Source organism: Halorubrum kocurii JCM 14978 (assembly GCF_000337355.1).
In the GTDB taxonomy this organism is placed as follows: domain Archaea; phylum Halobacteriota; class Halobacteria; order Halobacteriales; family Haloferacaceae; genus Halorubrum; species Halorubrum kocurii.
In genome coordinates this window covers 1-26,657 of the sequence record NZ_AOJH01000096.1, presented here as the reverse complement: position 1 = coordinate 26,657, position 26,657 = coordinate 1, and the positions used below count along the sequence as shown (strand labels likewise).

Annotated in this window: 24 protein-coding genes and 1 tRNA gene; 14 read left to right on the top strand and 11 right to left on the bottom strand. The window is 69.0% G+C overall.

Annotation, left to right across the window (positions count from 1 at the left end):
• From C468_RS15395 to C468_RS15385, 3 genes are all read right to left on the bottom strand, one after another.
• On the bottom strand, positions 1–1,194 hold a 1,194-nt coding region (locus tag C468_RS15395), incomplete at its 3' end, for an AMP-binding protein (protein ID WP_008849830.1).
• A gap of 27 nt (positions 1,195–1,221) precedes the next feature.
• Positions 1,222–1,656, bottom strand: coding sequence for a universal stress protein (locus C468_RS15390; RefSeq protein ID WP_008849829.1), 435 nt, complete (start codon positions 1,654–1,656; stop codon positions 1,222–1,224).
• 94 nt (positions 1,657–1,750) lie between these two features.
• The gene (locus C468_RS15385; protein ID WP_008849828.1) at positions 1,751–2,704 is read right to left on the bottom strand and encodes a transcription initiation factor IIB; all 954 of its coding nucleotides are present in this window, start codon (positions 2,702–2,704) and stop codon (positions 1,751–1,753) included.
• A gap of 254 nt (positions 2,705–2,958) precedes the next feature.
• Here C468_RS15385 and C468_RS15380 point away from each other — a divergent pair, with 254 nt between their 5' ends.
• Together C468_RS15380 and C468_RS15375 are read left to right on the top strand one after the other, a co-directional pair.
• Positions 2,959–3,360 (top strand): hypothetical protein, encoded by a 402-nt coding sequence (locus C468_RS15380; RefSeq protein WP_008849827.1) that lies wholly within the window; start codon positions 2,959–2,961, stop codon positions 3,358–3,360.
• A gap of 4 nt (positions 3,361–3,364) precedes the next feature.
• The gene (locus C468_RS15375) at positions 3,365–3,988 is read left to right on the top strand and encodes an METTL5 family protein (RefSeq protein ID WP_008849826.1); all 624 of its coding nucleotides are present in this window, start codon (positions 3,365–3,367) and stop codon (positions 3,986–3,988) included.
• A 4-nt stretch (positions 3,989–3,992) separates the two neighbouring features.
• Here C468_RS15375 and C468_RS15370 read toward each other — a convergent pair whose 3' ends face one another.
• The 3 genes from C468_RS15370 to C468_RS15360 all read right to left on the bottom strand — a co-directional run bounded on the left by C468_RS15370 (position 3,993) and on the right by C468_RS15360 (position 6,539).
• Positions 3,993–5,837: a rhomboid family intramembrane serine protease gene (locus tag C468_RS15370; RefSeq protein ID WP_008849825.1), complete on the bottom strand. Its 1,845-nt coding sequence runs from the start codon at positions 5,835–5,837 to the stop codon at positions 3,993–3,995.
• A gap of 83 nt (positions 5,838–5,920) precedes the next feature.
• Complete coding sequence (locus C468_RS15365) at positions 5,921–6,199, bottom strand: UPF0058 family protein (protein WP_008849824.1); 279 nt, start codon at positions 6,197–6,199, stop codon at positions 5,921–5,923.
• A 124-nt stretch (positions 6,200–6,323) separates the two neighbouring features.
• Entirely contained in the window at positions 6,324–6,539 is a 216-nt protein-coding gene (locus C468_RS15360; protein ID WP_004045951.1) for a DUF7120 family protein, read from the bottom strand.
• Positions 6,540–6,774: 235 nt separating this feature from the next.
• Between C468_RS15360 and C468_RS15355 the strand changes: the two genes are divergently transcribed.
• A complete protein-coding gene (locus tag C468_RS15355) occupies positions 6,775–7,437 on the top strand; it encodes a molybdopterin-dependent oxidoreductase (RefSeq protein WP_008849823.1) in 663 nt (220 codons plus the stop codon).
• 224 nt (positions 7,438–7,661) lie between these two features.
• Positions 7,662–8,999, top strand: coding sequence for an isochorismate synthase (locus tag C468_RS15350; protein WP_008849822.1), 1,338 nt, complete (start codon positions 7,662–7,664; stop codon positions 8,997–8,999).
• A gap of 29 nt (positions 9,000–9,028) precedes the next feature.
• Here C468_RS15350 and C468_RS15345 read toward each other — a convergent pair whose 3' ends face one another.
• Positions 9,029–9,769, bottom strand: a complete 741-nt coding sequence (locus C468_RS15345) for a proteasome assembly chaperone family protein (protein WP_008849821.1) — start codon at positions 9,767–9,769, stop codon at positions 9,029–9,031.
• A gap of 95 nt (positions 9,770–9,864) precedes the next feature.
• Here C468_RS15345 and C468_RS15340 point away from each other — a divergent pair, with 95 nt between their 5' ends.
• Complete coding sequence (locus C468_RS15340; protein WP_008849820.1) at positions 9,865–10,815, top strand: RsmB/NOP family class I SAM-dependent RNA methyltransferase; 951 nt, start codon at positions 9,865–9,867, stop codon at positions 10,813–10,815.
• Complete coding sequence (locus C468_RS15335; protein ID WP_008849819.1) at positions 10,812–11,348, top strand: DUF7122 family protein; 537 nt, start codon at positions 10,812–10,814, stop codon at positions 11,346–11,348. Before C468_RS15340 ends, C468_RS15335 begins: the two co-directional genes overlap by 4 nt.
• A 401-nt stretch (positions 11,349–11,749) precedes the next feature.
• Here the strand turns inward: C468_RS15335 and C468_RS15330 are convergent, their stop codons facing one another.
• Complete coding sequence (locus C468_RS15330; RefSeq protein ID WP_008849818.1) at positions 11,750–13,264, bottom strand: DUF790 family protein; 1,515 nt, start codon at positions 13,262–13,264, stop codon at positions 11,750–11,752.
• A gap of 87 nt (positions 13,265–13,351) precedes the next feature.
• On the opposite strand from C468_RS15330, the gene C468_RS15325 reads away from it, so the two are divergent.
• On the top strand, positions 13,352–15,088 hold the full coding sequence (locus tag C468_RS15325) for a tRNA uridine(34) 5-carboxymethylaminomethyl modification radical SAM/GNAT enzyme Elp3 (RefSeq protein WP_008849817.1): 1,737 nt from the start codon (positions 13,352–13,354) through the stop codon (positions 15,086–15,088).
• A gap of 27 nt (positions 15,089–15,115) precedes the next feature.
• Here C468_RS15325 and C468_RS19040 read toward each other — a convergent pair whose 3' ends face one another.
• Entirely contained in the window at positions 15,116–17,032 is a 1,917-nt protein-coding gene (locus C468_RS19040; protein ID WP_008849816.1) for a S8 family peptidase, read from the bottom strand.
• A 165-nt stretch (positions 17,033–17,197) separates the two neighbouring features.
• Here C468_RS19040 and rqcH point away from each other — a divergent pair, with 165 nt between their 5' ends.
• From rqcH to C468_RS15300, 4 genes are all read left to right on the top strand, one after another.
• The gene (gene rqcH, locus C468_RS15315; RefSeq protein ID WP_008849815.1) at positions 17,198–19,405 is read left to right on the top strand and encodes a ribosome rescue protein RqcH; all 2,208 of its coding nucleotides are present in this window, start codon (positions 17,198–17,200) and stop codon (positions 19,403–19,405) included.
• 81 nt (positions 19,406–19,486) lie between these two features.
• Positions 19,487–19,870: a DUF5820 family protein gene (locus C468_RS15310; RefSeq protein WP_008849814.1), complete on the top strand. Its 384-nt coding sequence runs from the start codon at positions 19,487–19,489 to the stop codon at positions 19,868–19,870.
• Positions 19,871–19,984: 114 nt separating this feature from the next.
• Positions 19,985–21,484: an amidophosphoribosyltransferase gene (gene purF, locus C468_RS15305; RefSeq protein WP_008849813.1), complete on the top strand. Its 1,500-nt coding sequence runs from the start codon at positions 19,985–19,987 to the stop codon at positions 21,482–21,484.
• A 98-nt stretch (positions 21,485–21,582) separates the two neighbouring features.
• Complete coding sequence (locus C468_RS15300) at positions 21,583–22,257, top strand: halocyanin domain-containing protein (RefSeq protein WP_008849812.1); 675 nt, start codon at positions 21,583–21,585, stop codon at positions 22,255–22,257.
• Between the two features lie 55 nt (positions 22,258–22,312).
• Here the strand turns inward: C468_RS15300 and C468_RS15295 are convergent, their stop codons facing one another.
• Positions 22,313–22,873, bottom strand: coding sequence for a DUF420 domain-containing protein (locus C468_RS15295; RefSeq protein ID WP_008849811.1), 561 nt, complete (start codon positions 22,871–22,873; stop codon positions 22,313–22,315).
• Positions 22,874–23,036: 163 nt separating this feature from the next.
• Between C468_RS15295 and C468_RS15290 the strand changes: the two genes are divergently transcribed.
• From C468_RS15290 to C468_RS15280, 3 genes are all read left to right on the top strand, one after another.
• Positions 23,037–23,121 (top strand) — tRNA-Leu (locus C468_RS15290).
• 442 nt (positions 23,122–23,563) lie between these two features.
• Positions 23,564–25,447 (top strand): Glu-tRNA(Gln) amidotransferase subunit GatE, encoded by a 1,884-nt coding sequence (gene gatE / locus C468_RS15285; RefSeq protein WP_008849810.1) that lies wholly within the window; start codon positions 23,564–23,566, stop codon positions 25,445–25,447.
• A 67-nt stretch (positions 25,448–25,514) separates the two neighbouring features.
• Complete coding sequence (locus C468_RS15280) at positions 25,515–26,009, top strand: phosphate-starvation-inducible PsiE family protein (protein WP_008849809.1); 495 nt, start codon at positions 25,515–25,517, stop codon at positions 26,007–26,009.
• A gap of 13 nt (positions 26,010–26,022) precedes the next feature.
• Here C468_RS15280 and C468_RS15275 read toward each other — a convergent pair whose 3' ends face one another.
• Positions 26,023–26,505 (bottom strand): Lrp/AsnC family transcriptional regulator, encoded by a 483-nt coding sequence (locus tag C468_RS15275; RefSeq protein WP_008849808.1) that lies wholly within the window; start codon positions 26,503–26,505, stop codon positions 26,023–26,025.
• Positions 26,506–26,657: the final 152 nt, after the last annotated feature.

Genomic DNA, 26,657 nt, shown 5'->3' with positions numbered 1-26,657 from the left:
GTCGCTCTCCTCGTCCCCGTCGTCGCTCTCTCCGCCCGCGCCGCCGTCGCTCTCCTCGTCCCCGTCGTCCGCGTCGGCGCACGGGGGCTCGGATTGCTCCTGCGGTCCGGGGATATACCCGGGGGTCACCGTCGGGCCGTCGATGACGATCTCGCCGGCCTCCCCGTCCTCGACGGGGCTCCCGTCCTCGTCGACGATCGTCACGTCGGTGCCGAACAGCGAGCGGCCGACGGTGCCGAGCCTGTCACTCGTCTGCCGGGGCGTCCCGGTCGCTATCTGGGAGGCCGCCTCGGTCATCCCGTAGGTCGGGTACACCGGGATCGAGTAGTCGCGGCAGTGTTCGAGCAGCTCGTCCGAGGCGGGCGCCCCGCCGAGCAGCACCACGCGCAGCGTGTCCGAGAGGGTCCCGCGCCTGTCGAGCATCCGCTTGAGCATCGTGGGAACCAGGGAGATTCCGGTCACGTCGTAGGTGTCGATATCGTCGGCGGTCCCGCCCGGATTGAACCCCTCGCGGAGCACGAGCGTCGTCCCGTACAGCGCGGAGCGGTACACCGGAGCGAGTCCTCCCATGTGGTGCAGCGACAGCGACACGAGCCACCGGTCCCCCTGGTCGACGCCGAGACGGAACGCGGAGGCGACGGCCGAACTGTACACGTTGCCCGCGGTGAGCGGCACCGGCTTGGGGTTGCCCGTCGTCCCCGACGTAAACAGAATACAGAGGTAATCCGAGTCGTCCCAGTCCGGCGGATCGATCGACTCCGGGTCGAGACCGTGTACCGCCGTGACGCCTTCCGCGGCCGGATCGTCGACGGAGAGGACCGGAACGGACCTCCCGTCGCACTCCTCGACGGCGCCGAGAGCGGCGTCCTCCGTCGGCTCCGCGCAGACCACCGCATCGAGGTCGGCCCGCTCGACGCGCTCGCCGAGCTCCCGCTCGGTGAGCTCCTGTCCGAGCGGGACGAACGTCGCGCCGATCCGCATCGCTGCGTGGACGAGCCCGACCGTCCCGACGTACGGCGGCGTGAGCACGCCCAGCCTGTCGTCCGCTTCGATCCCGTGCGCGACGAGCCGGCCGGCGGTCTCGTCGACCAGCCGGTCGAGGTCGGTGTAAGTCCACGCCTCTCCGTCCTCGGCCCGTATCAGCGCGGTGTGGTCCGGCGACGAGACGACGCGGTGTGACAGCCAGTCACGCATCGGTCTCACCGGATCCGCGGGCGTCGGCTACTCATCGGCGGGCTGGCGTACCGTCAGTACCGGCACGTCGGAAGTGCGGACGACCCGCTCGGTGACGCTGCCGAGCAGGTAGCGGTCGAGCCCCTTCCGGCCGTGGGTCCCCATCACGATCACGTCGATGTCGTTCTCCTCGACGTAGTCGCGGATCGACCGGTACGCGGTCCCCGTGGTGACCGTCGTCTCGCAGTCGACGCCCGCGTCCGCGGCGGCGTCGCCGACGCGGCGCGTGGCTTCCTGTCCCTCGGACTCGAGCGCCTCGACGACGATCTCGGCGCCCGCTTCGAGCGTCGAGTACGCCGCGCCGTCGACGACGTAGAGGGCGTGAAGGCGGGCCTCATAGTGTCGCGCGAGATCGATCGCGTGCTCGATCGCGGCGTCGGACGCCGGGCTGCCGTCGGTCGGCACGAGGATCTGAGAGTACATCTCGTGGTGTGGTACGCCCGGTGTCGATTAAAAACCCGATCACGGAGACGCGTCTGACGCGCCGACGCGTCGACGGAGCGGCCGGACAGCGGTGCTACCGGAAACCCATCGCTTCGATCTGCTCTTGATACCGGTTGCGGATGGTAACTTCGGTGACCTGCGCGACGTCGGCGACCTCGCGCTGCGTCTTCTTCTCGTTGCACAGCAGGGACGCGGCGTAGATGGCCGCCGCGGCGAATCCCGTGGGGGACTTCCCGGAGAGCAGCCCCTGCTCGGCGGAGACGTCGATGATCTCCGTCGCCTTCGACTGCACCTCCTCGCTCAGCTGGAGCGCCGACGCAAACCGCGGGACGAACTGCTTCGGATCGACCGGTTTCAGCTCTAAGCCGAGCTCCTGTGAGATGTACCGATACGTGCGACCGATCTCCTTCTGCGGGACGCGCGACACGTCGGCGACCTCGTCGAGCGAACGGGGGATCCCCTCCTGTCGACACGCGGCGTAGAGGGCGGCGGTGGAGACGCCCTCGATCGACCGGCCGCGGATCAGGTCCTCGTTCAGCGCGCGTCGGTAGATGACGGAGGCGACCTCGCGGACCGACCGGGGAACGCCCAGCGCGCTGGCCATCCGATCGATCTCGGAGAGCGCGAACTGGAGGTTGCGCTCGCCGGCGTCCTTCGTCCGGATCCGCTCTTGCCACTTGCGGAGCCGGTGCATCTGCGACCGCTTCTCGGAGGAGAGCGACCGCCCGTACGCGTCCTTGTCCTTCCAGTCGATCGTCGTCGTCAACCCCTTGTCGTGCATCGTCTCGGTGATGGGGGCGCCGACGCGCGACTTCGACTGCCGCTCCGAGTGGTTGAACGCGCGCCACTCCGGCCCGCGGTCGATGTTCCGTTCGTCCAGCACCAGGCCGCAGTCCTCGCAGACGAGCTCTTGGTCGGCGTCGGTGACGATCTCGGTCGAATCGCACTCCGGACAGGAAACCGTTTCTTCGTCCGATTCTCGCTCTGTCTCCCGCTCCTGTTGGCGCTGGCGGCTCGGACGTTCCATTATAAGGTTTCTGGTTACTGCCGCATTTAAATCTTTGTTCGAGCTCTCCGATCGGGCCAGTCGACGCGGTCCACGGGAAAGCGGACACAGCGTCTCTCCGGCCATTGTACAGCTATTTCACCGTTATCCGTCCCTCGGCATATCCGCGGGATCTGACCCGGCTCGCCGCCGGAAGGAACACGAAACGTGACCGACGGCGTATTACTATTGGACATTCAACAAAGCTTTTGTATTACTAATGAATATAGCGGAGCATGAGCACGACGCAGTCCGACGGGATCGAAGCCGCGCTCCGCGGCTGTCGCCCGGCCGATATCGACCCCATCGTCGTCGACGCCGCCGACCTCGAGAGCACCGCCCCCGAACACCTCCGCGACCTCAAAGCCGAGCTCGCTGCGCGGGGGTACCAGCCCGCGACCCTCTCCGTCGCCGCCCGGTTCGACAGCGGCGACACCCTCGCCGCCCAGCGCGAGGCCGACCGACTCCGCGAACTCGTCCGCGCCGCGTCGTTCCTCGGCGCCGGGCGGATCGAGGTCGGGCTCGACGAGATCGCCGACCGTGAGGCAGCCGAGCCGGCCCTGTCGGCGCTCGCCGAACGCGCGCGCCGCGAGGGCGTCGAACTCGTCCGGGTCGACGGCGGCTCGACCGCCGCCTGATCGGATGGCGTCGAAGCGTTCACTCGCGACCAAGCTCGGCGTCGTGGCCGGCTTCGAGGCCCCCAGCGCCGCGCTCGAACAGTACCCGACGCCCCCCGACCTGGCGGCGCACGTCGTCCACCTCGCGGACCTCCACGGCGACGTCGACGGCCGGACCGTCCTCGACCTGGGCACCGGGACCGGCATGCTCGCGCTGGCGGCCGCCCTCCGCGGTCCCGCGCGCGTGTTCGGGATCGAACTCGACCGCGGCGCGCTCTCGACGGCGACCGAAAACGAGCGTCGGGTCGCCGCGAGCGCGCCCGTCCACTGGCTTCAGGGCGACGCGACGCGGCTCCCGCTCAACGTGCCAGACCCGGTGACCGTCGTGATGAACCCGCCCTTCGGCGCGCAGGACGGGAACCGGAACGCCGACCGCGGGTTCCTCGCGACCGCGAGCCGCGTCGCGGCCGTCTCCTACTCGGTCCACAACGCCGGCAGCCGCGAGTTCGTCGAGGCGTTCGCGGCCGACAACGGCGGCGAGGTCACCCACGCGTTCGCCGCCGACTTCGCGATCGAGGCGCAGTTCGAGCACCACACCGACGCCGCCCGCGAGATCGACACCGAAGTGTACCGGATCGAGTGGACGTGACCGCTCACTGGCGCCCCTCGTAGCGCTCCAGCTCCGCGATCCGCACCCGCGTCTCCCCCCGCTCCGCGAACAGCGTGTCGCTCTCACGGACGAACGTGACTCCCCGCAGCGTCACCGACTCGTTCGTCGCCGGGAGCGGGGCGACATCGCGCTCTCCCCCGTCGTCGACGCGCAGTTCGAACCCGCCCTCGACCGCGGCGACCGTGACGTTTCGGCCGTCGATCCGCGGTTCGGCCCGCGCCGGCTCGCTCGTGAACAGCGTCGAGCGCGTCTCGTCGCGCACCGCGTCGACCCGGTAGGTCGGGCCGCCGTTCGCCGCCACCCAGCCGGTGCGCTGGACCCAGACGGTCTCGCGCCAGCCCGTCCCGCCCACGTCGACCGCGCGGTACCCCCAGAAGGCGAGGTTCCCCTTCGAGACCGCGGTGGTCCATATCTCCCGGTCGGCGTTCGCCACGATCACCCCCGAGGTGTTGACGCTCGTCGACCGGCCGAACGCCTCTACGTCGACGACGCTCACCACCCGGTCCTCGACGTTCTCGGCGTACGTCACCTGATACCCCTCGACCTCGATCGGGTCGCCCGGGAGCTCCTCGTCGTCGACCGCGACGAGGTTCGGGGCGATCCCCGGTCCCGCCACGACGGCCAGCGCGGAGACGAGCAGCAGCAGCCCGACCGCCGCGGGCGTCGCGGATCGGAGTCCCTCGCGGAGCGTCTCGGGCGTCGACACCGCCACCTCCGGCCGGATCGGCTCGTCGCGGCCGGCGACCGCGAGCGCGACAATCGCCGCGAGGACCGCGAGCAGGCCGAGGCCGACCGCGCGGTACAGCTCGTAGCGCTCGTTCCCGAGATACCAGTAGACGGCCCACAGCCGGCGTGAGGCTCCGAACAGCAGGACCGCGCCGAACGCGACCAACGCGGTCGTCCGTGACTCCGGATCGATCCGCTCGGTCACCTCGCTCTGGCGCCGCCGACGGACGAGCCACGCGGCGACGAGGATTCCGCCGATCAGCCCGATCGCGTGCCCCTGTATCGCGATGTTCGCCCAGCTCGGCGGCCCGTACGACCCGCTCGCCTCCGAGACGACGACCGGGTTCCGAAGCGTCTCGTAGGCCACGTTCACCAGCCTCGAACCGGTGAGGGCAGCGATCGTCGCGACCGGGTAGAAGACGAGCGCGAACCCCCATAGCGCGAACACCACGCCCGAGAAGCCGATCACCGGACCGAGCGCGAACAGCGACGACAGAACGCCGAACGACAGCATCACCCCCGGGACGACGACGAACGCCCGGACGTAGGGGTTCGCGGCCAGCGCTCCGCGAGCGGGAAGCGGCGAGCGGGCGCCGACCGACCGCCGCAGCGACGCGCGGAGGTCGCCCGGAGACAGCGACCTGACCGACCGGAGCGACTCGACCGACGGAAGCGCCGATCGCACGGTTCCGGTTCCGTCGTCGACATCGCGGCCGCCGGGGAAGTGCCCGTAAGCGTACTCGGCGAGCGCGCCCGCGACGAGCGTCGACAAGAGGTTTCCGGTGATGTGGCCCCGCCCGGAGTGCGCGAGTCCGGACCAGAACATGCCCTCGGGATAGAAGTACGACCACGAGCGGAAGGGGATAACGACGGGGCGGTTCGGGTTCTCCAGTCCGCTCTGGACGAACAGGTAGACCGCCACGACGGCGGCGATCGCGACGAGCGTCCCCCACGGGACGCCGAGGAGAAACCGGGAGCGGAGCGACCGCGTCCACGCGCCGTTCGGCCGGTCGGCCCGGTACACGACGACGAGCGCGACGACGGCGAGGACACCGCCGGCGACGAGGTGGGCGGCATCGGACGAGAGCGCCTCCGCGACCATGTGGATGTGGGTGCCGCCGAGCGCTTAAGAGTTCGCGGGTCGCTTCGGCCCGCGTTCCGACCGACGACGGCTACGGCCGCCCCTCAGATCTTGCTCTCGGCGTCGTCGGCGAGCTCCTCCATGCGCTTGCCGACGCGGCCGGCGGGCGAGAACTCGTCTTCGCTCATCGCGTTCGCGAGCGCGTTGCCGAGCACGAACACGGCGTGTTTGTGTTCGCTCTTGGATTTGTGGACGTGCGAGGGGTCGACGTCGAGCTCGTCGTACGGGTCGAAAAGGGAGCCGTCGACGGTCTCGTGGGAGCGGAAGTGCTCCATGATCGTCACCATCTGTTCGTGGAGTTCGAGAAGCTCGTCTTTGTGCATACCCCTTGGTACGGTCCGTACACCCTTTAAGCGTTGTTGAGGGGTATACGCACGCTACTGCGGCGTTTCGACGTCCGACCGCGAAAACCGGAGCCGATCGGGACGAGACCGGGGACGCGCCGCTTCAGAAGACGTACTCGTCCTCGTGGCCCATCATCCCCTCGTCTTCGAACCCGCTGGAGTCCTCGTCGTCTCGCGGACCGCTCGTCTTGAACGCCTTTATTCCCGTCGACAAGAGCTCTTCGACCGCCTCCTCGCGGTTGAGGAACTCTCCCTGCTCGACCATCTGAGCGATCTGCATCTCCAGATGCTCCGGCACGGTTATCTCTACTTGTGGCATTTCCTGCACGGGAGTAATGGGAATGGGTATATAAATATGGCGTCGATGGTACGGTTATTAGAAACCGATTTCGGGTAAAATTGAAAAGGAGATTCTACTCTTTCGAACTCCTCTTTCACTCATTACAATTCATGAGTTATATCCAATATGTCCGCGCGTCCGTCCGCTGACGCCGGCCGTCGGCCGCTCTCGCGAGAGCGACACTCATAGGTGACACAGAGACGTACGGGCGGTCATGACCGAAGCCGGCGCGTCCGACGCCGACGCTCCCGACGCCGACGCTCGCGACGCCGACGCTCGCGACGCGTTCGAGGACCTCACGGACCTCTACCGCGAGTTCGGAGACGACCGACTCCCGCCGGGACAGCGCGAGACCGACCGCTTCCCGGTGCTCTCGAAGAGCGGGACGCCCTCGTGGGATCCGGAGACGTTCGCGTTCGAAGTCTGGGGCGCGGTCGACGATCCGCTCTCGTACTCGCTCTCCGCGTTCCGCGACCTCCCCGCGGTGACCCAGCGACAGGACTTCCACTGCGTCACCGGCTGGAGCAAGTTCGACTGCGCGTTCACCGGGGTCGAGTTCGCCGAGGTCGCCGAGCGCGCGGGCGTGCACGACGACGCCGAACACGTCCTGTTCCACGCGCTGGACGGCTACACGACGAACCTCTCGCTGGAGGAGTGCGCCCGCGAGGGCGTGCTGTTCGCGTACGGGTTCGACGGCGACGACCTCCCCGCCGACCATGGCGGCCCGATCCGGGTCGTCACCCCGCACAAGTACGCGTACAAGGGGGCCAAGTGGGTCTCCGGCGTCGAGTTCCTCACGGAGAAGGAGCTCGGTTACTGGGAGAAGCGCGGCTACAGCGACACCGCGAACCCGTGGAACGAGGAGCGCTACAGCTGAACGACTGGGAGCGCTACAGCTGAACGACTGGGAGCGCTACAGCTGAACGACTGGGAGCGCTACAGCTGAACGACTGGGAGCGCTACAGCTGATAGACGAGGAGCGCTACAGCTGATAGACGAGGTGCGCTACGGCTCCCCGCCGTCCGGCCGCGCGCCCGACCGTTCGGCCGTCAGTTCCCGCGATAGTCAGGATAAAGGTTCCCCGGACCCGACCCATCAGTAATGGAACGGGCGCGCTCGTCCCCGGGGCCGACCCTCGTCAGCCGCACGACCGGAATCGACGCGCCCGCGTTCGCGGCCGCGTTCGACGCGCTCCCGGCGCCGCGGACGACGTGGAACGCCCCCGGCGACGCCCTGGTGCTCGGCAGCGGCGCGGCCGCGACGCTGACCGCGAGCGGCCCGGACCGGTTCGCCCGGATCCGGGCCGGCGCCGACGACCTGTTCGACTCCGGCAACGTCCACGCCGGGACGGAGGCCGCCCGCCCCCGACTGTTCGGCGGGTTCGCCTTCCACGAGGGGGGGTGCGACGGCGACCCGTGGGCACCGTTCCCCGAGGCCCGGTTCGTCCTCCCGCGCGTCCAGGTCACGTTCGCGGACAACGGGGTGTGGCTCACGGTGAACGCGGTCGGTGCCGACGCGGACCCCGACGCGGTCGAGGAACGGCTCGCGGAGGAGCGCGATCGGATCGGCGGGCTCGCGGCGACGGACGACCGCCCGCCTCGACCCGGGATCGCCGCGACCCGTCGGACGACGAGCCGCGAGGCCTGGCGCGAGAGCGTCGAGGCCGCGGTCGACCGGATCCGCGGCGGCGACCTCCGGAAGGTCGTGCTCGCGCAGGCGCTCGAGGCGGACCTCGACGCCGCGTTCCCGCGCGCCGCCACGCTGGACCGGCTGGCCGAGAAGTATCCCGACTGCCACCGCTACTACTTCGAGCCCGACGCCGACGGGAGCGCCTTCTTCGGCGCGACGCCGGAACGGCTGGTCGCGCTGCGCGGCCGGACCGTCGAGACCGACGCGCTCGCGGGGACGACCGGCCGCGGGGAGACCCCGGCGGAGGACGAGTGGCTCGCACAGGAGCTGCTCGACGACGCCAAGAACGTCCACGAACACGAGCTCGTCGCCGACACCGTCCGGGAGCAGCTGGAGCCGTTCGCGGCCTCCATCTCCGCCGGGGAGCGCCGCGTCAGGCGGCTCGCCACGGTGCAGCACCTCCACACGCCGATCACGGCCGAGCTGAACGCGGACCGCCACGTCCTCGACCTCGTCGAGGCGCTTCACCCTACTCCCGCGGTCGGCGGGCTCCCGCCAGACCGCGCGCTCGAGACGATCCACGACACGGAGCCGTTCGATCGCGGCTGGTACGCCGCCCCGGTCGGCTGGATCGACGCCGCCGGCAACGGGGCGTTCGCGGTCGCGATCCGGTCGGCGGTGGCGACCGCCCGACGTGCCACCCTCTTCGCGGGCGTCGGCCTCGTCGCCGACTCCGACCCCGACCGGGAGTGGGACGAGGTCCAGCTCAAGTACCGGCCGATCCTCGACGAGCTGGAAACGGCGGAGTGAGGCTCGGTTGCGGGAAGGCGGTCTCAGATCTACTGAAACATCTTCAGCGGCTCCGCCTGCGAGCTCTCTTCGGTCGCTTCCTGCATCCGCTTCGCGAAGGCCTGCTTCGCGTTCCGGATCTCGGTCGCCTGATCGACGAGCCCCTCGGTGGGGGTCTCGATGCCCGCTATCTGGTCGATGCCGTCGCGGATGAGGATCCGGGCCGCCTCCGGGTCGGGGAACTGCGGGTCCGACTCGACGACGAGGCCGACCGCGTCGCGGTCGCGCTCCAGCGACTCCGCGAGCATCGCCCCGGTCGGCCCGGAGACGAGCCCCGACTCCGGCGGCTCCTCGACCGCCGCGCGAGAGAGCGCCTCGCTGCCGTTCCCGGTCGCCACGCCGTACAGGTCGGGCGGTGACTCGTCCTTCTCGCGGCCGAGCCCGGAGAGGAACACGGGGAACGCGCGGGTCTCCGCGAACCAGTTGTCGAGACAGCCGGCAACCTCGGTGGCCGCGCCGGGGTTCACCGGCACGTCGCTGCGGAGCGCCACGAGGTCGCGTTCGGAGTCCGCGTACAGCCGCACCGGAGTCGTCAGCGAGGGGTCCGACTCGCGGTAGACGGCCACGCGCGGAAGCCCGTCGCAGTTGACGTTCGCGTAGTGGACCATCTCGTGGGCCTCGATCAGGTGATCGGTCGCGATCTTGCCGACGAGCCCGACGCCGGGGAACCCCTCCACCAGCGTCGGCTCGTCGAGCGACACCTCGTCGTCGAGTACGGTGATGCGTGCCATACGCCCGCGTACTCCGGGCAGCGACCTAAAGGTGGGGCGCGAGGCGATCGCCCCCGTCCCGAAACCGACTAACCGCCCGGCGCGCAAGGGGCGCCATGAATCCGTTAGCGCGGTACGAGCCGCTCGTCGACGACGCGGCGGCGTTCCGCGCGGCCTGCGACCGGCCGCTGCCGTCGGTCGTCCGCGTGAACGAGCTGGCGGCCTCACCGGGCCGCGTCCGCGAGGCGTTCGCCGAGGAGGGCGTGGCCTACGAGGCCGTCGACTGGCACGACGGGCTGTTCCGGCTCCCGGACGGCAACCCCGGCGGGAACTGGCCGTACGTCCACGGCTGGACCCACGGGCAGGAGGAGGTGTCGGTGTTGCCCGGGCTCGCGCTCGACCCGCAACCCGGCGAGCGCGTCTGGGACGCCTGCGCGGCGCCCGGCAGCAAGACGACACAGATCGCCGACGCGATGGGTGATGAGGGGACCGTCGTCGCCAACGATAACAATCTCGGGCGGCTCTCCGCGCTCCGGCACAACGCCGAGCGACTCGGTATCACGAACGCGATCGTCACCAATCAGGACGCGCGCAACTTCTCGATGAAGCCGCTGGCGTTCGACGAGTTCGACCGGGCGCTCGTCGACGCTCCTTGCTCCTGTGAGGGGACCTGCCGGAAGAACCCGGACGTGGTCGACCAGTGGACCCTCGACCACGTCCACGCGGTCGCCGGGATTCAAAAGGGGATCCTGGCCCGCGCGGTGCAGGCGACCCGCCCCGGCGGCACCGTCGTCTACTCCACCTGCACGTTCGCCCCCGAGGAGAACGAGGCGGTGCTCGATCACGTCTTGGCGGCGGAGGACTGCGAGGTCGTCGCGTTCGACCTCCCGCTCGACACGGTTCCGGGAGTGACGGAGTGGGACGGCGAGACGTACGACGAGTCGGTGACGCGCGCGCACCGCGTCTACCCGCACCACAACGACACGGGCGGGTTCTTCTGCGCGAAGCTTCGGGTCGGCGGGGAGGCCGGTGAGACCGCGGCTGACGGCGAGGAGGTGAGCGCATGAGCGACGCGTCGACCGACGAGAGTAACGACGGCCAGCGGTTCGACCGCCTCCCCGAGACCCCCGCCGACCGCGAGGTCGAGGGCCGCGCGAGTCGTCGGGAGGTGCTCGACTGGTGGGCGGAGCGGTTCGGGATCGAGCCGAGCGTCTTCGAGGAGTACAGCTTCTGGGAGAAGGGCGCGGGGAAGGTCTGGATATTCAACGGCGAGGCGACCGACCCCAGCGCGGTGGAGGCGATCGGGATGACCTTCCTCCGGACGCGCCAGGAGCACTGGAAGCCGACGAGCCGGGCGGCCACCCGGTTCGGCCACCACGCGACGACGAACGTGATCGAACTGGATCCTGAGCAGGCGTCTCGGTTCGCTGCCGGTGACGACCAGGACCTCCCCGAGTGGGAGGGCGACTGGGGGTACCTGATCGCGACTCACGAGATCGCGGGCGGGCAGGCGCCGATCGGAGTTGGACTGTATTTATACGACGAACTGCGCTCGGTCGTGCCGAAGGGAAGTCGGGCGGACCTGCCCGTCGTGGAGTGACGATTCTGTTCGCACGTCGATTTACTGCTTATAAATAGCTAATTTCGGATCGGCGGAGAACGTTTCCAAAGCCGCAGTCGCTCGGCTATACGTGGTTGGCCGCTTGTCGGCGGTGAACACCACCAAAGCCCCAGCCGCTCACTTATAACTGGTTGACTGTAGATCGACGGCGAACTCCTCCAAAGCCCCAGCCGCGAGGCGCTTTGCGCCTCTGGCAGCCGGCGGCTTTGCCGCCGGCGACTGCCCCTTTGAGTCCCACCCCACCGCGACCGCCCAGCACCTCACGCCTCCCCAGCCTCGTCAGTCGCCGTCGCTTCGCTCCGGCGACTGACTCCCTCGCGCGTGCGACTCGCGGCCGATGGCCGCTCGTCGGCACGCGCCACCGCACCGATTTAAATACGTTATTCCGATTTCTCCCGCAGCGTCCCGCCGCCGAGCCCCTTCCACTCGACCCGGTACCCGAGCCGCGAGAGCGCGGCGCTCGCGTCGTCGATACCGTGATCGTTGAGGACCTCTTCGGCCTCCGAGAGCGCCATCCCGGCCTCGATGCTTTCGCCGATCGCTTCCAACAGCGCAGGGCGAACGAGCGTCCGCCCGACCAACTCGTGGTCTGGGAACGCCTTGTCCTCGATCGCCTCGACGCTCACGCCGTGCGCGTCGGCGAGCTCGGCGAGCCCGATCGCGTCGGCGTCGGGCGAGAGCGACTCGGGGAGGTCGGCGGCCGCATCCGCGACGAACTCGGCCTCGTACTCGCGGAGCACGTCGACGATCGCCTTCACGCGGACGGTCCCCGAGTAGGTGACCACGCGGTGGTCGCGCGCGGCGATCTCCTCGCCGACGCCGAGGCTCTCGTCGACGGCGACCAACAGGTCCACGTCCTCCACGTCCGCGAGCTGGCCGAGCTTCTTCGCGACGTACTCGGGGGTCCAGAAGCCCATCACCTCGAAAAAGAGGCGGAAGTCGGCGTGGCCGTAGTCGAACGCGAAGTCGGGGATCATCACCCGAGTGCCGGTTTCGAGCGGCTCCGGCTCGCGGACGAGGGTCCAGTCGAGGTCGAGCCCGCGGAACCGCCCGGCGAAGTCGGCCTCGACCCCGCTGTCGAAGTCGGGCTCCGCGACCGGCTCGACGCCCGGCACCGTCACGTCGCCGTCGGAAAGACGCATGGTTCGCTCGCGGCCGCGGTCGTCGATCGTCGCCGTGAGCTCCCACTCCGCCGACTCCGCGACGGTCCGGAGCAGTCTGGCGAAGGCCGTCCCGTAGCGACGCGTGCGCGAGAAGAGCGCGTCCGGGCCGGTGACGACCAGCTCGCGGCCCTCGGGGGTCCGCTCCACCTCGTACATCAGCCGCAGTCGCTTGACCGCCGAGACGAGCCGCTTCGGATCGTTCGACCGCACCCGGACCTCGGTGGCGTCGAAGAGGGCGGTCTGAGCCAGCGAGAGGTCGTACTGCGTCAAGAGCGAGTCGGGGTCCCACCGCACGTCCGCGTCGACGAGGACCTCGTTGACGTCGCGGTCGGCGTACAGCGACGAGTCCACGATCTCGGGGTCGATCCCGAGCGCATCGGCGGCGCGGTCGATGGCGGCCTCGCGTTCGGTCTCGCTCGCGACCCCGACAGCCGCCGCCTCGAACGCGGCCCGCCGGACGCGACGCGGCGGGACCGGCGCCCGGGTCTCGAACTCGCACTCGCGCTCGACGAGCGCCGCGAGCCCGCGGACGAGCTTGAAGTCCCCGCCGGACCCCGCGGCGTCGGCCTCCAGCGCCGCCAGCGCGTCGTCGAGGTCGCCGCGGCGCTCCCCGACGTGGGACTCGAACGTCCCGAGCACCCGCGCCGCGAGCGGGCGGTGCTCGCGAGTCGCAAAGCGAGGGCGGTACCCGCCGCCGGCCCGCGAGACGCGCAGGAGGTCCTTGCGTAACACGGCCGCGGCTACGCGATCCCGGACCTAAAACTGGCCGGTTCTCCCGGTGCGACACGCTTAACCCCGAAACACGTCGATCGGAGGGTAATGAGTACCGACGCGGCAGGCGACGCGGCCGCCGAAGACGAGTCCGGCGGCGAGGCGACCGAGGCCGAGCCCGAGGCGTTCGTCAGCACCTGCGAGCACCTCGTCGACCGGATCCTCGCGGGCGAGATCGACCGCGACGACCTCGAGTCGGCCAAGCTCGACGCCTGCTCGGAGTTCGGCTCCCCGAAGGTGCCGAAGAACACCGAGATACTGGACCACGCCCCCCCGGAGGCCCGCGACGACGTGATCGAGGTCGTCCAGCGGAAGCCGGTCCGGACCGCATCCGGCGTCTCGCCGATCGCGATCATGACCTCGCCGAAGCTCTGCCCGCACGGGAAGTGTCTTTACTGTCCCGGCGGGCCGGCCTCCGAGTTCTCCTCGGCGCAGTCGTACACGGGCCACGAGCCCGCGGCGGCGCGGGGCGAGCAGAACGACTACGACCCGTACGGACAAGTCACTCTCCGGCTCGAACAGCTCCGGAAGATCGGTCACCCGGTCGACAAGGCCGAGCTGATCCTGATGGGCGGGACGATGACGGCGCGTTCACACGACTACCAGGAGTGGTTCGTCAAGCGCGCCCTGCAGGCGATGAACGACTACGACCTCGATAAAGAGCCCGAGCCGGCCGAGGAGGTGTCGTTCGCGCCCGACCCCGAGGAGACCGAGTTCGAGTACCTCGAGGACGTGATCGCGGAGAACGAGACCAACGAGATCCGGAACATCGGGACGACGTTCGAGACGAAGCCGGACTGGTGCGACCCGGAGCAGATCGACCGTATGCTCGATCTGGGCGGCACCAAAGTCGAGGTCGGCGTCCAGACCACCTACGAGCGCATCAACCGCGAGATGCACCGCGGCCACGGCAACGAGGCCTCCCGCAACGCCAACCGCCGGCTGCGCGACGCCGCGTTCAAAGTCGGGTTCCACATGATGCCCGGCCAGCCGGGGATGACGCGGGAGATGTGTATCGAGGACTTCCGCCAGCTGTTCGAGAACCCCGACTGGCGCCCGGACTACCTGAAGATCTACCCGACGCTTGTCGTCGAGGGGACCCGAGTGTACGACCGGTGGCGCCGCGAGGAGTTCGAGCCGCTCTCGAACGAGGAGGCGGCCGACGTGGTAGCCGAGGCGATGGACCACATCCCGAAGTACACGCGGCTCCAGCGCGTCCAGCGCGACATCCCCGCCGACTTCATCGAGGGCGGCGTCTGGAAGTCGAACCTCCGGCAGCTCGCCGACAAGCGGGCCGAACAGAAGGGGATCGTCCAGCGCGACATCCGCGCCCGCGAGGTGGGTCACAACGACGCCGACCCCGACCCGGACGACGTCGAACTCGACGTGCTGACCTACGAGGCCGGCGGCGGGACGGAACACTTCATCTCCTTCGAGGACCCCGTCCGCGACCTGCTCGTCGGGTTCTGTCGCCTGCGGTTCCCCTCGTTCGCCCCCGACCAGCCCGGCGCGCCCGGCACCGAGAACGACGCGATCCGCCGCGAACTGGAGGACGCCGCGCTGATCCGCGAGCTCCACGTGTACGGCAGCGAGGTCGCGATCGGCGGGGACGGCGACTGGCAGCATCAGGGGTACGGGACGAAGCTCCTCGAACGCGCGGAGGAACTCGCCCGCGACGCCGGCTACCGCAAGCTGGCGATCATCTCCGGCATCGGCGCCCGCGAGTACTACCGGAACAAGCTCGGCTACCACCAGGACGGGCCGTACGTGTCGAAGCGGCTGTAGGGCGGAAACCGAAACTCCCGGGCGCCGTCAGAGCGCGTCGAGGATATTCAGGTAGCCCGCGCCGTAGTACTCCTTCCCGTAGTCGTCGGGCACTTCGGCGGCCTTCTTCAGCGCGGCCTCGACCTGATTGGCGTTGTAGTCCGGGTTCGCGCTCTTGACGAGGGCCGCCGCGCCGGCGACGTTTGGAGCGGCCATCGATGTGCCGGCCTTCCAGCTGTATCCCGGAGTTTGCGGAATAAGGAGATCTTCGCCTTCGAAGGCGACCCCGGTGTACGTGATATCGACTGAGTCGTCCCGCCCCACGCCGCCGCCGCTGAAGACGCCGACTCCGGTCACGACTGCGGAACCGATGACGTCGCTCTCTGCCGCATTCGGTGAGGAGGGATCGATGTCATTGTCCGAGAAAATCTCGACGACGTTGCTCGCCTCGAACACCCCGCCTGAACCGTCTCCGAACGTATCGTTCGCCGTCCACGACACTGTCGATCCCGAATCCTCAGAGACCTGCCAGTCGACAGCGACGTAATTCGTCGGGTCCTCGTCGCCCGCGGGCGGCACTGTGAGGTAGACCGAGATCCAATCGGGTGCGTGCCGCTCGTGTTCGGGGCCCGTCTCGTACTCGACAGTGATCGTTTCGTCGCCGTTGAATTTGTTTCCGCCAGCGGTGAACTCAACACCGCCGAACCCGACTGATGAGTACCATGGAACGTCGTCGGTGGTGGACGGTGGACTCCCGGAAACCGCGACGGAACCGTCGGAATCGCCGGTCCACATCGCGGTGACGTTTCCTCCGTACTTGCCTGACTTCGACCCGAACGTTCCGGACGTAAGCGAACCGTTGTGGGCGTACACGGTGTTGAACACGAGGTCGTTAAACCACGGAACGTCGGTTCCGGTTGCATCGAGATCGGCGTCGCCGCCCGGCGCCGCGAGCGTGATCGCGTTCGTTCCGTAGTTCGTGTAGAACGCCGGGCTCTCCGGCGGTGCCGCGACATCGGCCACTTCACCATCGTCGTCGGCGTCCCATTCGTATCCGATCGGACCGGTAGACGCGACCGACAGCGCCTGCGCGCCCTCGTTCGGCAGGCTGATGAAGTTCTTGTCGTGCTGGAGGTCGGCGCTGTCGTTCCCCGCGGCGATGACGAGCAGCGTTCCCTCCTTGTTCGCGTACGTCATCGTGCTGTTGAGGACCTTGCCGTAGAACTGACCCTGCGCCTGTCGCGGCACCGGATACGCGCCCAGTGAGAGGTTCGCCACGTCCGCGTCGACGTTCGCGCTGTAGACGACCGCCGCGAGGATGTCGCCGAACGACGCCGTCGGTCCCGAGAACACGCGGCAGTCGACGAGGTCGGTCTTCGGCGCCGTCCCGTTGACCCCGATCCCGCCGCCGTTGTCCGCGGCGACGATCCCGGCGACGTGGGTCCCGTGGTCGTCGCCGCCGACGGGGTTGTGGTCGCCGCCGTCGTCGGTGAAGTTCCGGGAGAGGTCGAGGTTCAGCGGCCCCGCCAGATCGGGGTGCGTCTCCAGCACGCCGGAGTCGATCACCGAGACCCGGGTGTCCTCCCCCTCGGTCGTCTCGTGCGCCTCCGGGACGTCCAGGTCGGCCTTGTCCCACTGGAGGAAATCGCCCGGCTGCCCCTCGTAGTCGGACGCGTCCAGCGTCGGTGCCTCCTCGTTCACGTCTGGGGAGTCGAGTTCAATCTGTACGTCCGGTGCGTAGCTACTCACGGCTCGCTTGACGCTCGACTCGCCGCCCCGGACGACTGCGTAGTCAATCCCGGGCATCTCGTGAACGACCGTCAGATCGCTCAGCTTGGCTTTTTCCTTCGTCGAGACGATGAACCGATCGGTCCGCTCCGCGGCCGTCACCGTCGTCCCGAGGGCGATGCCACCGAGCAGCGATCCGCTCAGCTTGAGAAACGTTCGTTTGGTAGTGTTAGGCATTCGACCTGTTCCTGGTATTATGCGCACATATAATTTACGCAGAAATATGATTGTGGCTCCGATCCCGCTCGCACGGGACCGTGAACCAGTCGGAGGCCGGAACGCGACGGTCCCACCGCACCCACAACGACACGCCTTTTTCCGGGCCGGTCGTCTCCGTGGAGTATGGACCAGAAGCGGGAGCTGTCGAGCATCGACCTCGGCGCGCTCGTCACCGAGCTCAATCGGTACGAGGGCGCGAAGGTCGACAAGGCGTACCTCTACGACGACGACCTGCTCCGGCTGAAGCTCCGCGACTTCGACCGCGGCCGGGTGGAGCTCATGATCGAGGTGGGCGACGTTAAGCGCGCCCACGTCGCGGACGCCGAACACGTCGCCGACGCGCCCGGGCGGCCGCCGAACTTCGCGAAGATGCTCCGCAATCGGATGGCGGGCGCCGACTTCGCGGGCGTCGAGCAGTACGAGTTCGACCGGATCCTCACGTTCGAGTTCGAGCGCGAGGACCAGAACACGACGCTCGTCGCCGAGCTGTTCGGACAGGGGAACGTCGCCGCACTCGACGAGACCGGCGAGGTCGTCGGAGCGCTGTCGACCGTCCGGCTGAAGTCCCGGACGGTCGCGCCCGGCGCGCAGTACGAGTACCCCGCCTCGCGGCTCAACCCCCTCGACGTGAGCCCCGGCGGGTTCGAACGCCACATGCGCGAGTCCGACAGCGACGTGGTGCGGACCCTCGCCACGCAGCTCAACCTCGGCGGCCTCTACGCCGAGGAGGTGTGTACCCGCGCGGGCGTCGAGAAGACGCTCCCCGTCGACGAGGTGACCGACGACCAGCTCCGCGCGCTTCACGAGGCGCTCTCCCGGATCGGCGACCGACTCCGCTCCGGCGACATCGACCCGCGCGTCTACGAGGAGGCGCTCGACGGCGGCGACGGGGGCGAGGACGCCGAGTCCGACGACCGCGACCCCCGCGTCGTCGACGTCACTCCGTTCCCGCTCTCGGAGCACGAGGGGCTGCCGAGCGTCGGCTTCGACTCCTTCAACGCCGCCGTCGACGAGTACTTCTACCGGCTCGAAGCCGAGGACACCGACGCCGGTGAGGCCCCCGCGGACGCCAGCGCCTCGCGGCCCGACTTTGAGGAGGAGATCGCCAAACAGGAGCGGATCATCGAACAGCAGCGCGGGGCGATCGAGGGGTTCGAGGAGCAGGCCGAGGCCGAGCGCGAGCGCGCGGAGCTGCTGTACGCCGAGTACGACCTCGTCGACGAGGTGCTCTCGACTGTGCAGGAGGCCCGCGAGGCGGAGGTCCCGTGGGACGAGATCGCGGAGACCCTCGACGCCGGCGCGGATCGCGGGATCCCGGCGGCCGAGGCCGTCGTCGACGTCGACGGCGGCGAGGGGACGGTGACGGTCGAACTCGACGACGAGGACGGCGACTCGGTCCGCGTCGAGCTCGACGCGAGCGCGGGCGTAGAGGTCAACGCCGACCGGCTCTATCAGGAGGCCAAGCGGATCGAGGGGAAAAAGGAGGGCGCGATGGAAGCGATCGAGTCGACCAGGCGGGAGCTGGAGGCGGTCAAGGAGCGCAAGGCCGAGTGGGAGGCGAAGGAAGCGGCCGCGGACGAAACCCCCGGAGGCGGAGGCGACGGAGATGGGGACGACGACGCAGACGACGAGGAGTACGAGACCGACTGGCTCTCGCGCTCGTCGATCCCGATCCGGAGCCCGGACGACTGGTTCGAGCGGTTCCGCTGGTTCCGAACCTCGACCGGCTATCTCGTCATCGGCGGGCGCAACGCCGACCAGAACGAGGAGCTCGTGAAAAAGTACATGGGCAAACACGACCGGTTCTTCCACACGCAGGCGCACGGCGGGCCGGTGACCCTGTTGAAGGCCGCGGGCCCCTCGGAGTCCGCCGACCCGGTCGACTTCTCCGAGGAGACGCTGCGGGAGGCCGCGCAGTTCGCCGTCTCCTACTCCTCCGACTGGAAGGACGGGCGGGGCGCGGGCGACGCGTACATGGTTGAGCCCGATCAGGTGTCGAAGACCCCCGAGAGCGGCGAGTACATCGAGAAGGGGAGCTTCGTGATCCGCGGCGACCGCACCTACTTTGAGGACGTGCCCTGCCGGGTCGCCGTCGGCGTCCAGTGCGAGCCCGTCACGCGCGCTATCGGCGGCCCGCCCTCGGCGATCGTCGACCGCGCGGCGACGAGCGTCACGCTGGAGCCGGGGATGTACGCGCAGAACGACGCCGCGATGATGGTGTACCGCGAGCTGAAAGGGCGGTTCGCCGACACCTCGTTCGTGCGGAAGGTGGCGAGCGCCGACCAGCTGCAGGAGTTCCTGCCGCCGGGCGGCTCCGACATCGTCGACTGAGAGATCGGCGGGGAGACCGCTGTGGCAGCGTCGCTCCGCCCGGAGCGCGACCCTTTCATGCCTCGACGACTGAGTTCCGTCATGAGCTTCGAGGCGCTGCCGGACGGCTGGCGGGTGTGGAACGAGGAGCCGAGCGGCCGGGCGATCCTCGTCTACCGCCCGGACGTGTTCGGCGGCGACGATCTCCCGCCCGAGTGTCTCCCGACGATCTACCTGACGAACGGCGCGCGAAACGCCCGCCCCGGGTCGGGGCAGTACGCGACCAAGGAGTGGCACGTCGTCCTCTTCTTGGAGCCCGAGATCGAGGCCGTCTCCGAGACGCACGAGAGCCGCGAGGCCGGCGCGACCGCCGCCGTCGACGTCGCGGAGCGGTTCGTCACCGGCGACGTGGATTACCGGGGGGCCTATCAGGTGCCGCGGGAGGCGTACTTCGAGCGGTTAGACGAGTACGTCGGCGGGGCGTGAGTTCGGCGGGCGGCGGCCGTTCGATCCACGATACTGTATATAACACCGGTTTAAACGGGCCATTGAACCACGAACACGAGGGTTTTTACCGCCTCCCGTCCCACCGACGCGTATATGCAAGCCGGTGGGGACCACACCGCTGACGAGCCGCGAGAGAAGTGCGGCGTCGTCGGCGTCTCGCTCGCTGACCGCGAGGCCGCGCGCCCGCTGTACTACGCGCTGTACGCGCTCCAACACCGCGGCCAGGAGTCCGCGGGGATCGTCACGCACGACGGGTTTCAACAGCACAGCCACGTCGAGCGCGGGCTCGTCGGCGACGCCTTCGACGAGGGGGACCTGGCGTCGCTGTCGGGCGGCACCGGGATCGGGCACGTCCGGTACCCGACCGCCGGCAGCCTCGACAAGAGCTGCGCGCAGCCGTTCTCGGTCTCGTTCAAGTCCGGGTCGCTCGGGCTCTCGCACAACGGGAACCTCGTCAACGCCGACGAGGTGCGCGAGGAGCTCGCGGCGGCCGGCCACGCGTTCACCTCCGACGGCGACACGGAGGTGATCGCCCACGACCTCGCGCGGAACCTCCTCGAAGAGGACCTCGTGCGCGCCGTGAAACACACCATGAACCGGATCCACGGCTCCTACTCGCTGGCGATCACCCACGACGACACGGTCCTCGGCGTGCGCGACCCGCTCGGGAACCGCCCGCTCTGTCTCGGGAAGATCGACGGCGGCTACGTCCTGGCCAGCGAGTCGGCGGCGATCGACACTCTCGACGGCGAGCTGATCCGCGACGTCCGCCCCGGCGAACTGGTCGTCCTGGACCCCGACGGCTCCGGCTACGACACCTATCAGCTGGTCGAGCGCGAGTCGACCGCCCACTGCTTCTTCGAACACGTCTACTTCGCGCGCCCGGACTCCGTGATCGACGAGAACCTCGTGTACGAGGTCCGCCGGAAGCTCGGCCGGAAGCTCTGGGAGGAGTCCGGCGTCGAGTCGGACGTGGTGATGCCCGTTCCGGACTCGGGGCGGGCGTTCGCCTCCGGGTACGCCGACGCCGCCGGCGAGACGACTCCGGACGGCGAGTCTCGTCCGGACGGCGAGAGCGGCATCGAGTTCGCGGAGGGGTTGATGAAGAACCGATACGTCGGCCGGACGTTCATCATGCCGACGCAGGACGAGCGCGAGCGCGCCGTCCGGCTGAAGCTCAACCCGATCAAGTCCACCGTGGAGGGGAAGTCGGTCACCATCATCGACGACTCGATCGTTCGGGGGACCACCTCGACCCAGCTGGTTGAACTGGTCCGCGAGGCGGGCGCCGAGGAGGTCCACCTCCGGATCGGCGCGCCGGCGATCGTCGCGCCCTGCTACTTCGGCATCGACATGGCGACCCGCGACGAGCTGATCGCCGCCGACGCCTCCACGGAGGAGATCCGAGCGGAGGTGGGCGCCGACTCGCTGTCGTACCTCTCGATCGACGCCGTCGCGGAGGCGCTCGGCGAGAGCCGCGCGGACCTCTGTCTCGGGTGCGTCACCGGGAAGTACCCGTTCGACGTGGAGGGCGAGGAGACGGACCGCGACGTGGCGGGGACCGCACCCGGCGCGACTCCGGCCGACGACTGAGCGGTCGACGGCCGATTCCCGGTGCCCCCTCTCGGCGCGCCCGGTCCCCGGCGCCGCGTATCGGGAGCTTAAATACGCGCACGACAGGAGGTAGGGGTATGACATCCGACGCCGACGAGACGACGATGAGTCGCCGCGGACTGTTCAGGGTCGGCGCCGCGGGCGCCGCCGCCGCGACCGGACTCGCCGCCGCTCCCGGCGGGGTGGCGGCCCAGTATGACGGCTGGCTGGACGATGTCGACAACTACGACGGCACCCACGATTACACCGGGCAGGACGAGGTCACGGTCGAAGTCGGCGCGGGCGAGAACGGCCTCAAGTTCGGGCCGGCCGCCATCCTGATCGATCCCGGGGCGACGGTCGTCTGGGAGTGGACCGGCGAGGGCGGTGACCACAACGTCGTCGCCGTCGACGAGACGTTCGACAGCGGTGACCCGGTCGGCGAAGAGGGGACCACCTTCGAGTACACCTTCGAGGACGCCGCGGAGGGCGACACGTTCAACTACGCCTGTGAGCCCCACGAATCGGTCGGCATGAAGGGCGCGGTCGCGATCGGGTCCGTCGACGACGACCTCGTGACGCCCGGCGACGGCGATGACGGTGGAAGCGGCGACGGCGACGACGGTGGAAGCGGCGACGGCGACGACGGGGGATCCGGTGGTCAAGCCCTTTCCGCCGGCGACATCGGTGCGCTCGCGCTCGGCTTCGGCTTCGCCGGGGCGCTGCTGGTGCCGCTGTTCTACGCGGCCCACAAGATGGCGAACAAGGAGTAGCGCGGGTCGTCGGTCGTCCGTCCGCTTCGCCGCGTCCGTCGGTCGTTTTCTCGCGTCAGAACAGGTGGTACAGCATCAGGTAGACGCCGATCCCCATCGTGAAGGAGATCAGCCAGAGGACCGCGGCGACGAAGCCGACCCGCGCGTGCCGGGTGTGATACAGGTCCTCGATCGGTCGCGTGGCGGCGAGGAGGAGCGCGTAGAAGACGAACGGGAGACAGGCGATCGCGAGCAGGATGTGGACCGCGAGGAACGGCAGGTAGACGTAGCTGTACACGGCTTCCGGGCCGGGAAACTCGGCGGTCCCGACGAGTATCAGCCGGTAGAGGTAGCTGGCGAGGAACGCGGCGAACAGGGCGAACGACGAGAGCATGAACGCCTTGTGACGCCGGACGTTCCCCCGGGAGATCGCCCGCCAGCCCAGCAGGATGGTGGCGATCGCGGTCGCGGAGATCGCGGCATTGAGATGCGGAAGCGCGGCGAGGACCGAGTCGCTCGCGCGCGGAAGAACGGTACTCGGAATCGCGCCGCCGACGGCGCCGAACACGAGCGCGAGCGCGGCGACGGACAGGAGAGCGGTCAGCAACGGGACGTTCTCGCGGGCCCACTCAGACATAATCGATCGCACGGGCGCCACTCTCAAACCCGTGCCGGTTCCGGCCCGCCGGGTCGTCGCGCGTGCGGGCTCTCAGTCGATGGCAACCTCCGACACGGTCCCGTCGAATGGAAGGGCTTTTAATTAGGGGAAGGGTACGTGGAGATGCGATAGAACACCGCGAGCGTGGGTAGCCAAGCCAGGCCAACGGCGCAGCGTTGAGGGCGCTGTCCTGTAGAGGTCCGCCGGTTCAAATCCGGTCCCACGCATCGCTCGGCGGCACACCCGCCACGATGCACGGTGTTGTCTCTACGACAGCACCCACGCATAATTCCTTTCGACCGCTACGCGACGAGTGACGGCGATACTCGGCTCTAACTGGTGACGCGACGATCGTTTTCGAATCCCCAGTCGATCGTTTATAAATGGCTGCCGACGGATCGACGGGGGTCGCCCCAAAGCCCCTCCCTGCTGCCCCTTTGGGTCCCCGCCCAGCACCGCACAGCACCGCACACCTCCCCAGCCTCGCCGCTCACGCCCTTCGGGCGTTCGCAGCATCCCTCGCGCGTGCTCCTCGCGGCCGCCTTTAGCGGCCGCTCGGAGGCACGCGCCACCGCATCGTTCATTTATAAATCACATTGCCGGTTCCGGGCGCGCATCCCTCGCGCGAACTGCCACCCTTTTAGTCGCACGCCGTCGGAGTGAGGCGTAATGAGTACGGACGCGACCCCCGAGTACGACCACGAGGAGCTGGGGCTCGTCGCCGGGCTGGAGATCCACCAGCAGCTCGACACGGCGACGAAGCTGTTCTGCGACTCCCCGACGACCGAGCGCGACCCGGACGAGGCTGACCGGTCGATCACCCGCCGGCTCCACCCGACGAAGAGCGAACTCGGCGAGCTCGACGACGCCGCCATGGAGGAGAGCCGCGTCGACCGCGAGTTCACCTACCTCGGGTACGACACCACCTGCCTCGTCGAGGAGGACGACGAGCCGCCCCGCCGCGTCGACGAGGAGGCGCTCTCCGTGGCCCTCCAGATCGCCGACCTGCTCGACCTGTCCGTCGTCGACCAGGCCCACGTCATGCGGAAGCTCGTCATCGACGGCTCGAACACCTCCGGCTTCCAGCGCTCGATCCTGCTCGGACAGGCGGGCGAGATCGAGACGAGCGAGGGGACGGTGTCGATCGCGGACCTCATGCTCGAAGAGGAGTCGGCCAAGCGCGTCGAGGAGACCGACGACGGCGTCGTCTACTCGCTCGACCGGCTCGGCGTCCCCCTCGTCGAGATCGGGACCGGGCCGGACATCCGGAGCCCAGAGGGGGCCCGCGAGGCCGCCGAGCGCATCGGCATGCTCCTCCGCTCGACGGGCGCGGTCAAGCGCGGGCTCGGCACGATCCGCCAGGACGTGAACGTCTCCATCGCCGACGGCGCCCGTGTCGAGGTGAAGGGGGTGCAGGACCTCCAAGGGATCGAGGACATCGTCCGCGGCGAGGTCGGGCGGCAGGCCGAGCTGCTCGAGATCCGCGACGAACTCCGCGAACGCGACGCGAGCGTCGGCGACGTCTCGGACGTGACCGACGTCTTCGCCGACACCGAGTCGAGCGTGATCCGCGGCGCCCTCGACGCAGGCGGGAAGGTCACTGCGGTCCCCCTGTTCGGCTTCGACGGGCTCGTCGGCCGCGAGATCCAGCCGGACCGCCGGCTCGGCACGGAGCTGTCCGACCACGCGAAGCGCCACGGCGCGGGCGGTATCTTCCACACCGACGAGCTGCCGGCCTATGGTGTCACGGACGAGGAGGTCGACGCCCTTCGCGACGCGGTCGGCGCCGACCCAGCGGACGCGGTCGCCATCGTCGCCGCCGACCCCGAGACCGCCGACCTCGCGATCGAGGCGGCCGCCGAGCGCGCCGAGACCGCGGTCGAGGGCGTCCCCGAGGAGACCCGCGGCGCGAACGACGACGGGACGACGCGCTACCTCCGGCCGCTGCCGGGCGCCGCGCGGATGTACCCCGAGACGGACGTGCCGCCGGTCGAGCCCGACCCCTCCGACGTTGAACGCCCGGAGCTGCTCGACGAGAAGGCCGAGCGGTACACGGAGGAGTTCGGGCTCGGCGCCGGCCTCGCCGAGCAGGTCGCGTTCGGCCAGCGGTTCCCGCTGTTCGAGACCGCGGCCGACCGCGGCGTCGACCCCACCTTCGCCGCGTCAACGCTGGAGTCGACGACGACGGAGATACGGCGCGACGGCGCGCCGGTCGACGCCCTGACCGACGACCACTTCCTCGCGCTGTTCGACCTCGTCGAGGAGGGCGACCTCGCGAAGGAGGGGGTCCCCGAAGTGCTGACGACGCTCGCCGAGCGTCCCGAGCTGTCGGCGGCCGAGGCCGTCGAGGCGGCCGGGCTGTCGGGCGTGAGCGAAGACGAGGTCCGGGAGGCCGTGGTGGAAGTCGTCGAGCGCAACGCCGACCAGATCGAGGCCGAGGGGATGGGCGCCTTCTCCGGGCTGATGGGCGAGGCGATGGGCGCGCTCCGCGGGAAGGCCGACGGCGAGGTCGTCTCGGACGTGCTGCGCGAGGAGATCGGGAAGCGGTCGTAGGGCGGCCCCGGTTCGTTAGGCCCGTTCTTTACGTGGCGGGAACCCGAGGATCGATCCGAGAGATCCGATGGCTGACCAGTCCGCGGGCGACCGGCCGGACGAAGCGCCGCTCCCCCGGTCGCGCGGCGACCGCGTCTCCGACGCGACCAACTGGTTCATCCACGGCGTCGAGCTCGCGGCGGCGGCGCTGTTCGCCCTCCTCTTCGGCATCGGCGTCGTCGACCTCGCGATCCAGATCGCCGAGTCCGTCCCGACCGGGGAGATCACCGACCCGAACGTGGTGATCGGCTTCATCGAGACCGGGCTGCTGCTGCTGATCATCGTCGAGGTGTACGAGACGGTCGTCGCCTACATCGAGCAGAGCGACACTCGACGCATCGTCAGGCTGGTGATATACACCGGCGTCATCGCCATGGTCCGGAAGGTTATCATCTTCCGGACCACGGAGTACTCCACGACGGAGGACGCGCTGTTCGCCGCGTTCTCTTACACCCTGGTGATCCTCGGCCTCGTGGCGCTCTTGTACGTCGAGCGCTCGGTGGGGCCCTCGATCACGTCGTAGGGCCTCCCGGGCGCTACTCCGTCAGCTCCTCGATCAGCGTGTCGAGGTCGTACGTCGCCGGCGCGCGCGGCTCGTCGCGCAGGGCGGCGATCGTGAACGTCGAGTTCGTCCGCTCGACCTCAGGGATCGCTTCGAAGTCGCTGATGAGGCGCTCGACGGTGTCGGACGAGGAGAGCCGCGCGAGGACGACGAAGTCGGTCTCGCCCATTGTGAAGAACGCCTCCGTCACGCCCTCGACCGCGAGCAGCTCGTCCGCGAACTCCTCGTAGGGACCCTCGTAGTCCGCGAGCACCTCCACGATCACGGTGACGCCGAGCCCGAGCGCCTCGTGGTCGAGGTCGTACAGGTCGTTCTCGATCACGCCGTCCTCCCGGAGGTTGTTCAGCCGGTAGTGGATCGTCGACACCGGAATGCCGGTCTCCTCGTGGAGCCGCTCCGGGCTGCCGGTGCCGAGGTCCGAGATCGCCTTCAACAGCCGCACGTCGCGCTCGTCCATACGCCCCGTTCGCGTGATAGTCTGTTATATATTACGGCCGATATAGTTGAACTCAGATTCAAGATTAGCACTCGATTGGAGAGAATATCGCATTAGATTCGTATGTGTGATTGTTCATCCGTGATCTGCCCTGATCCGAAAGAATAGTTTAA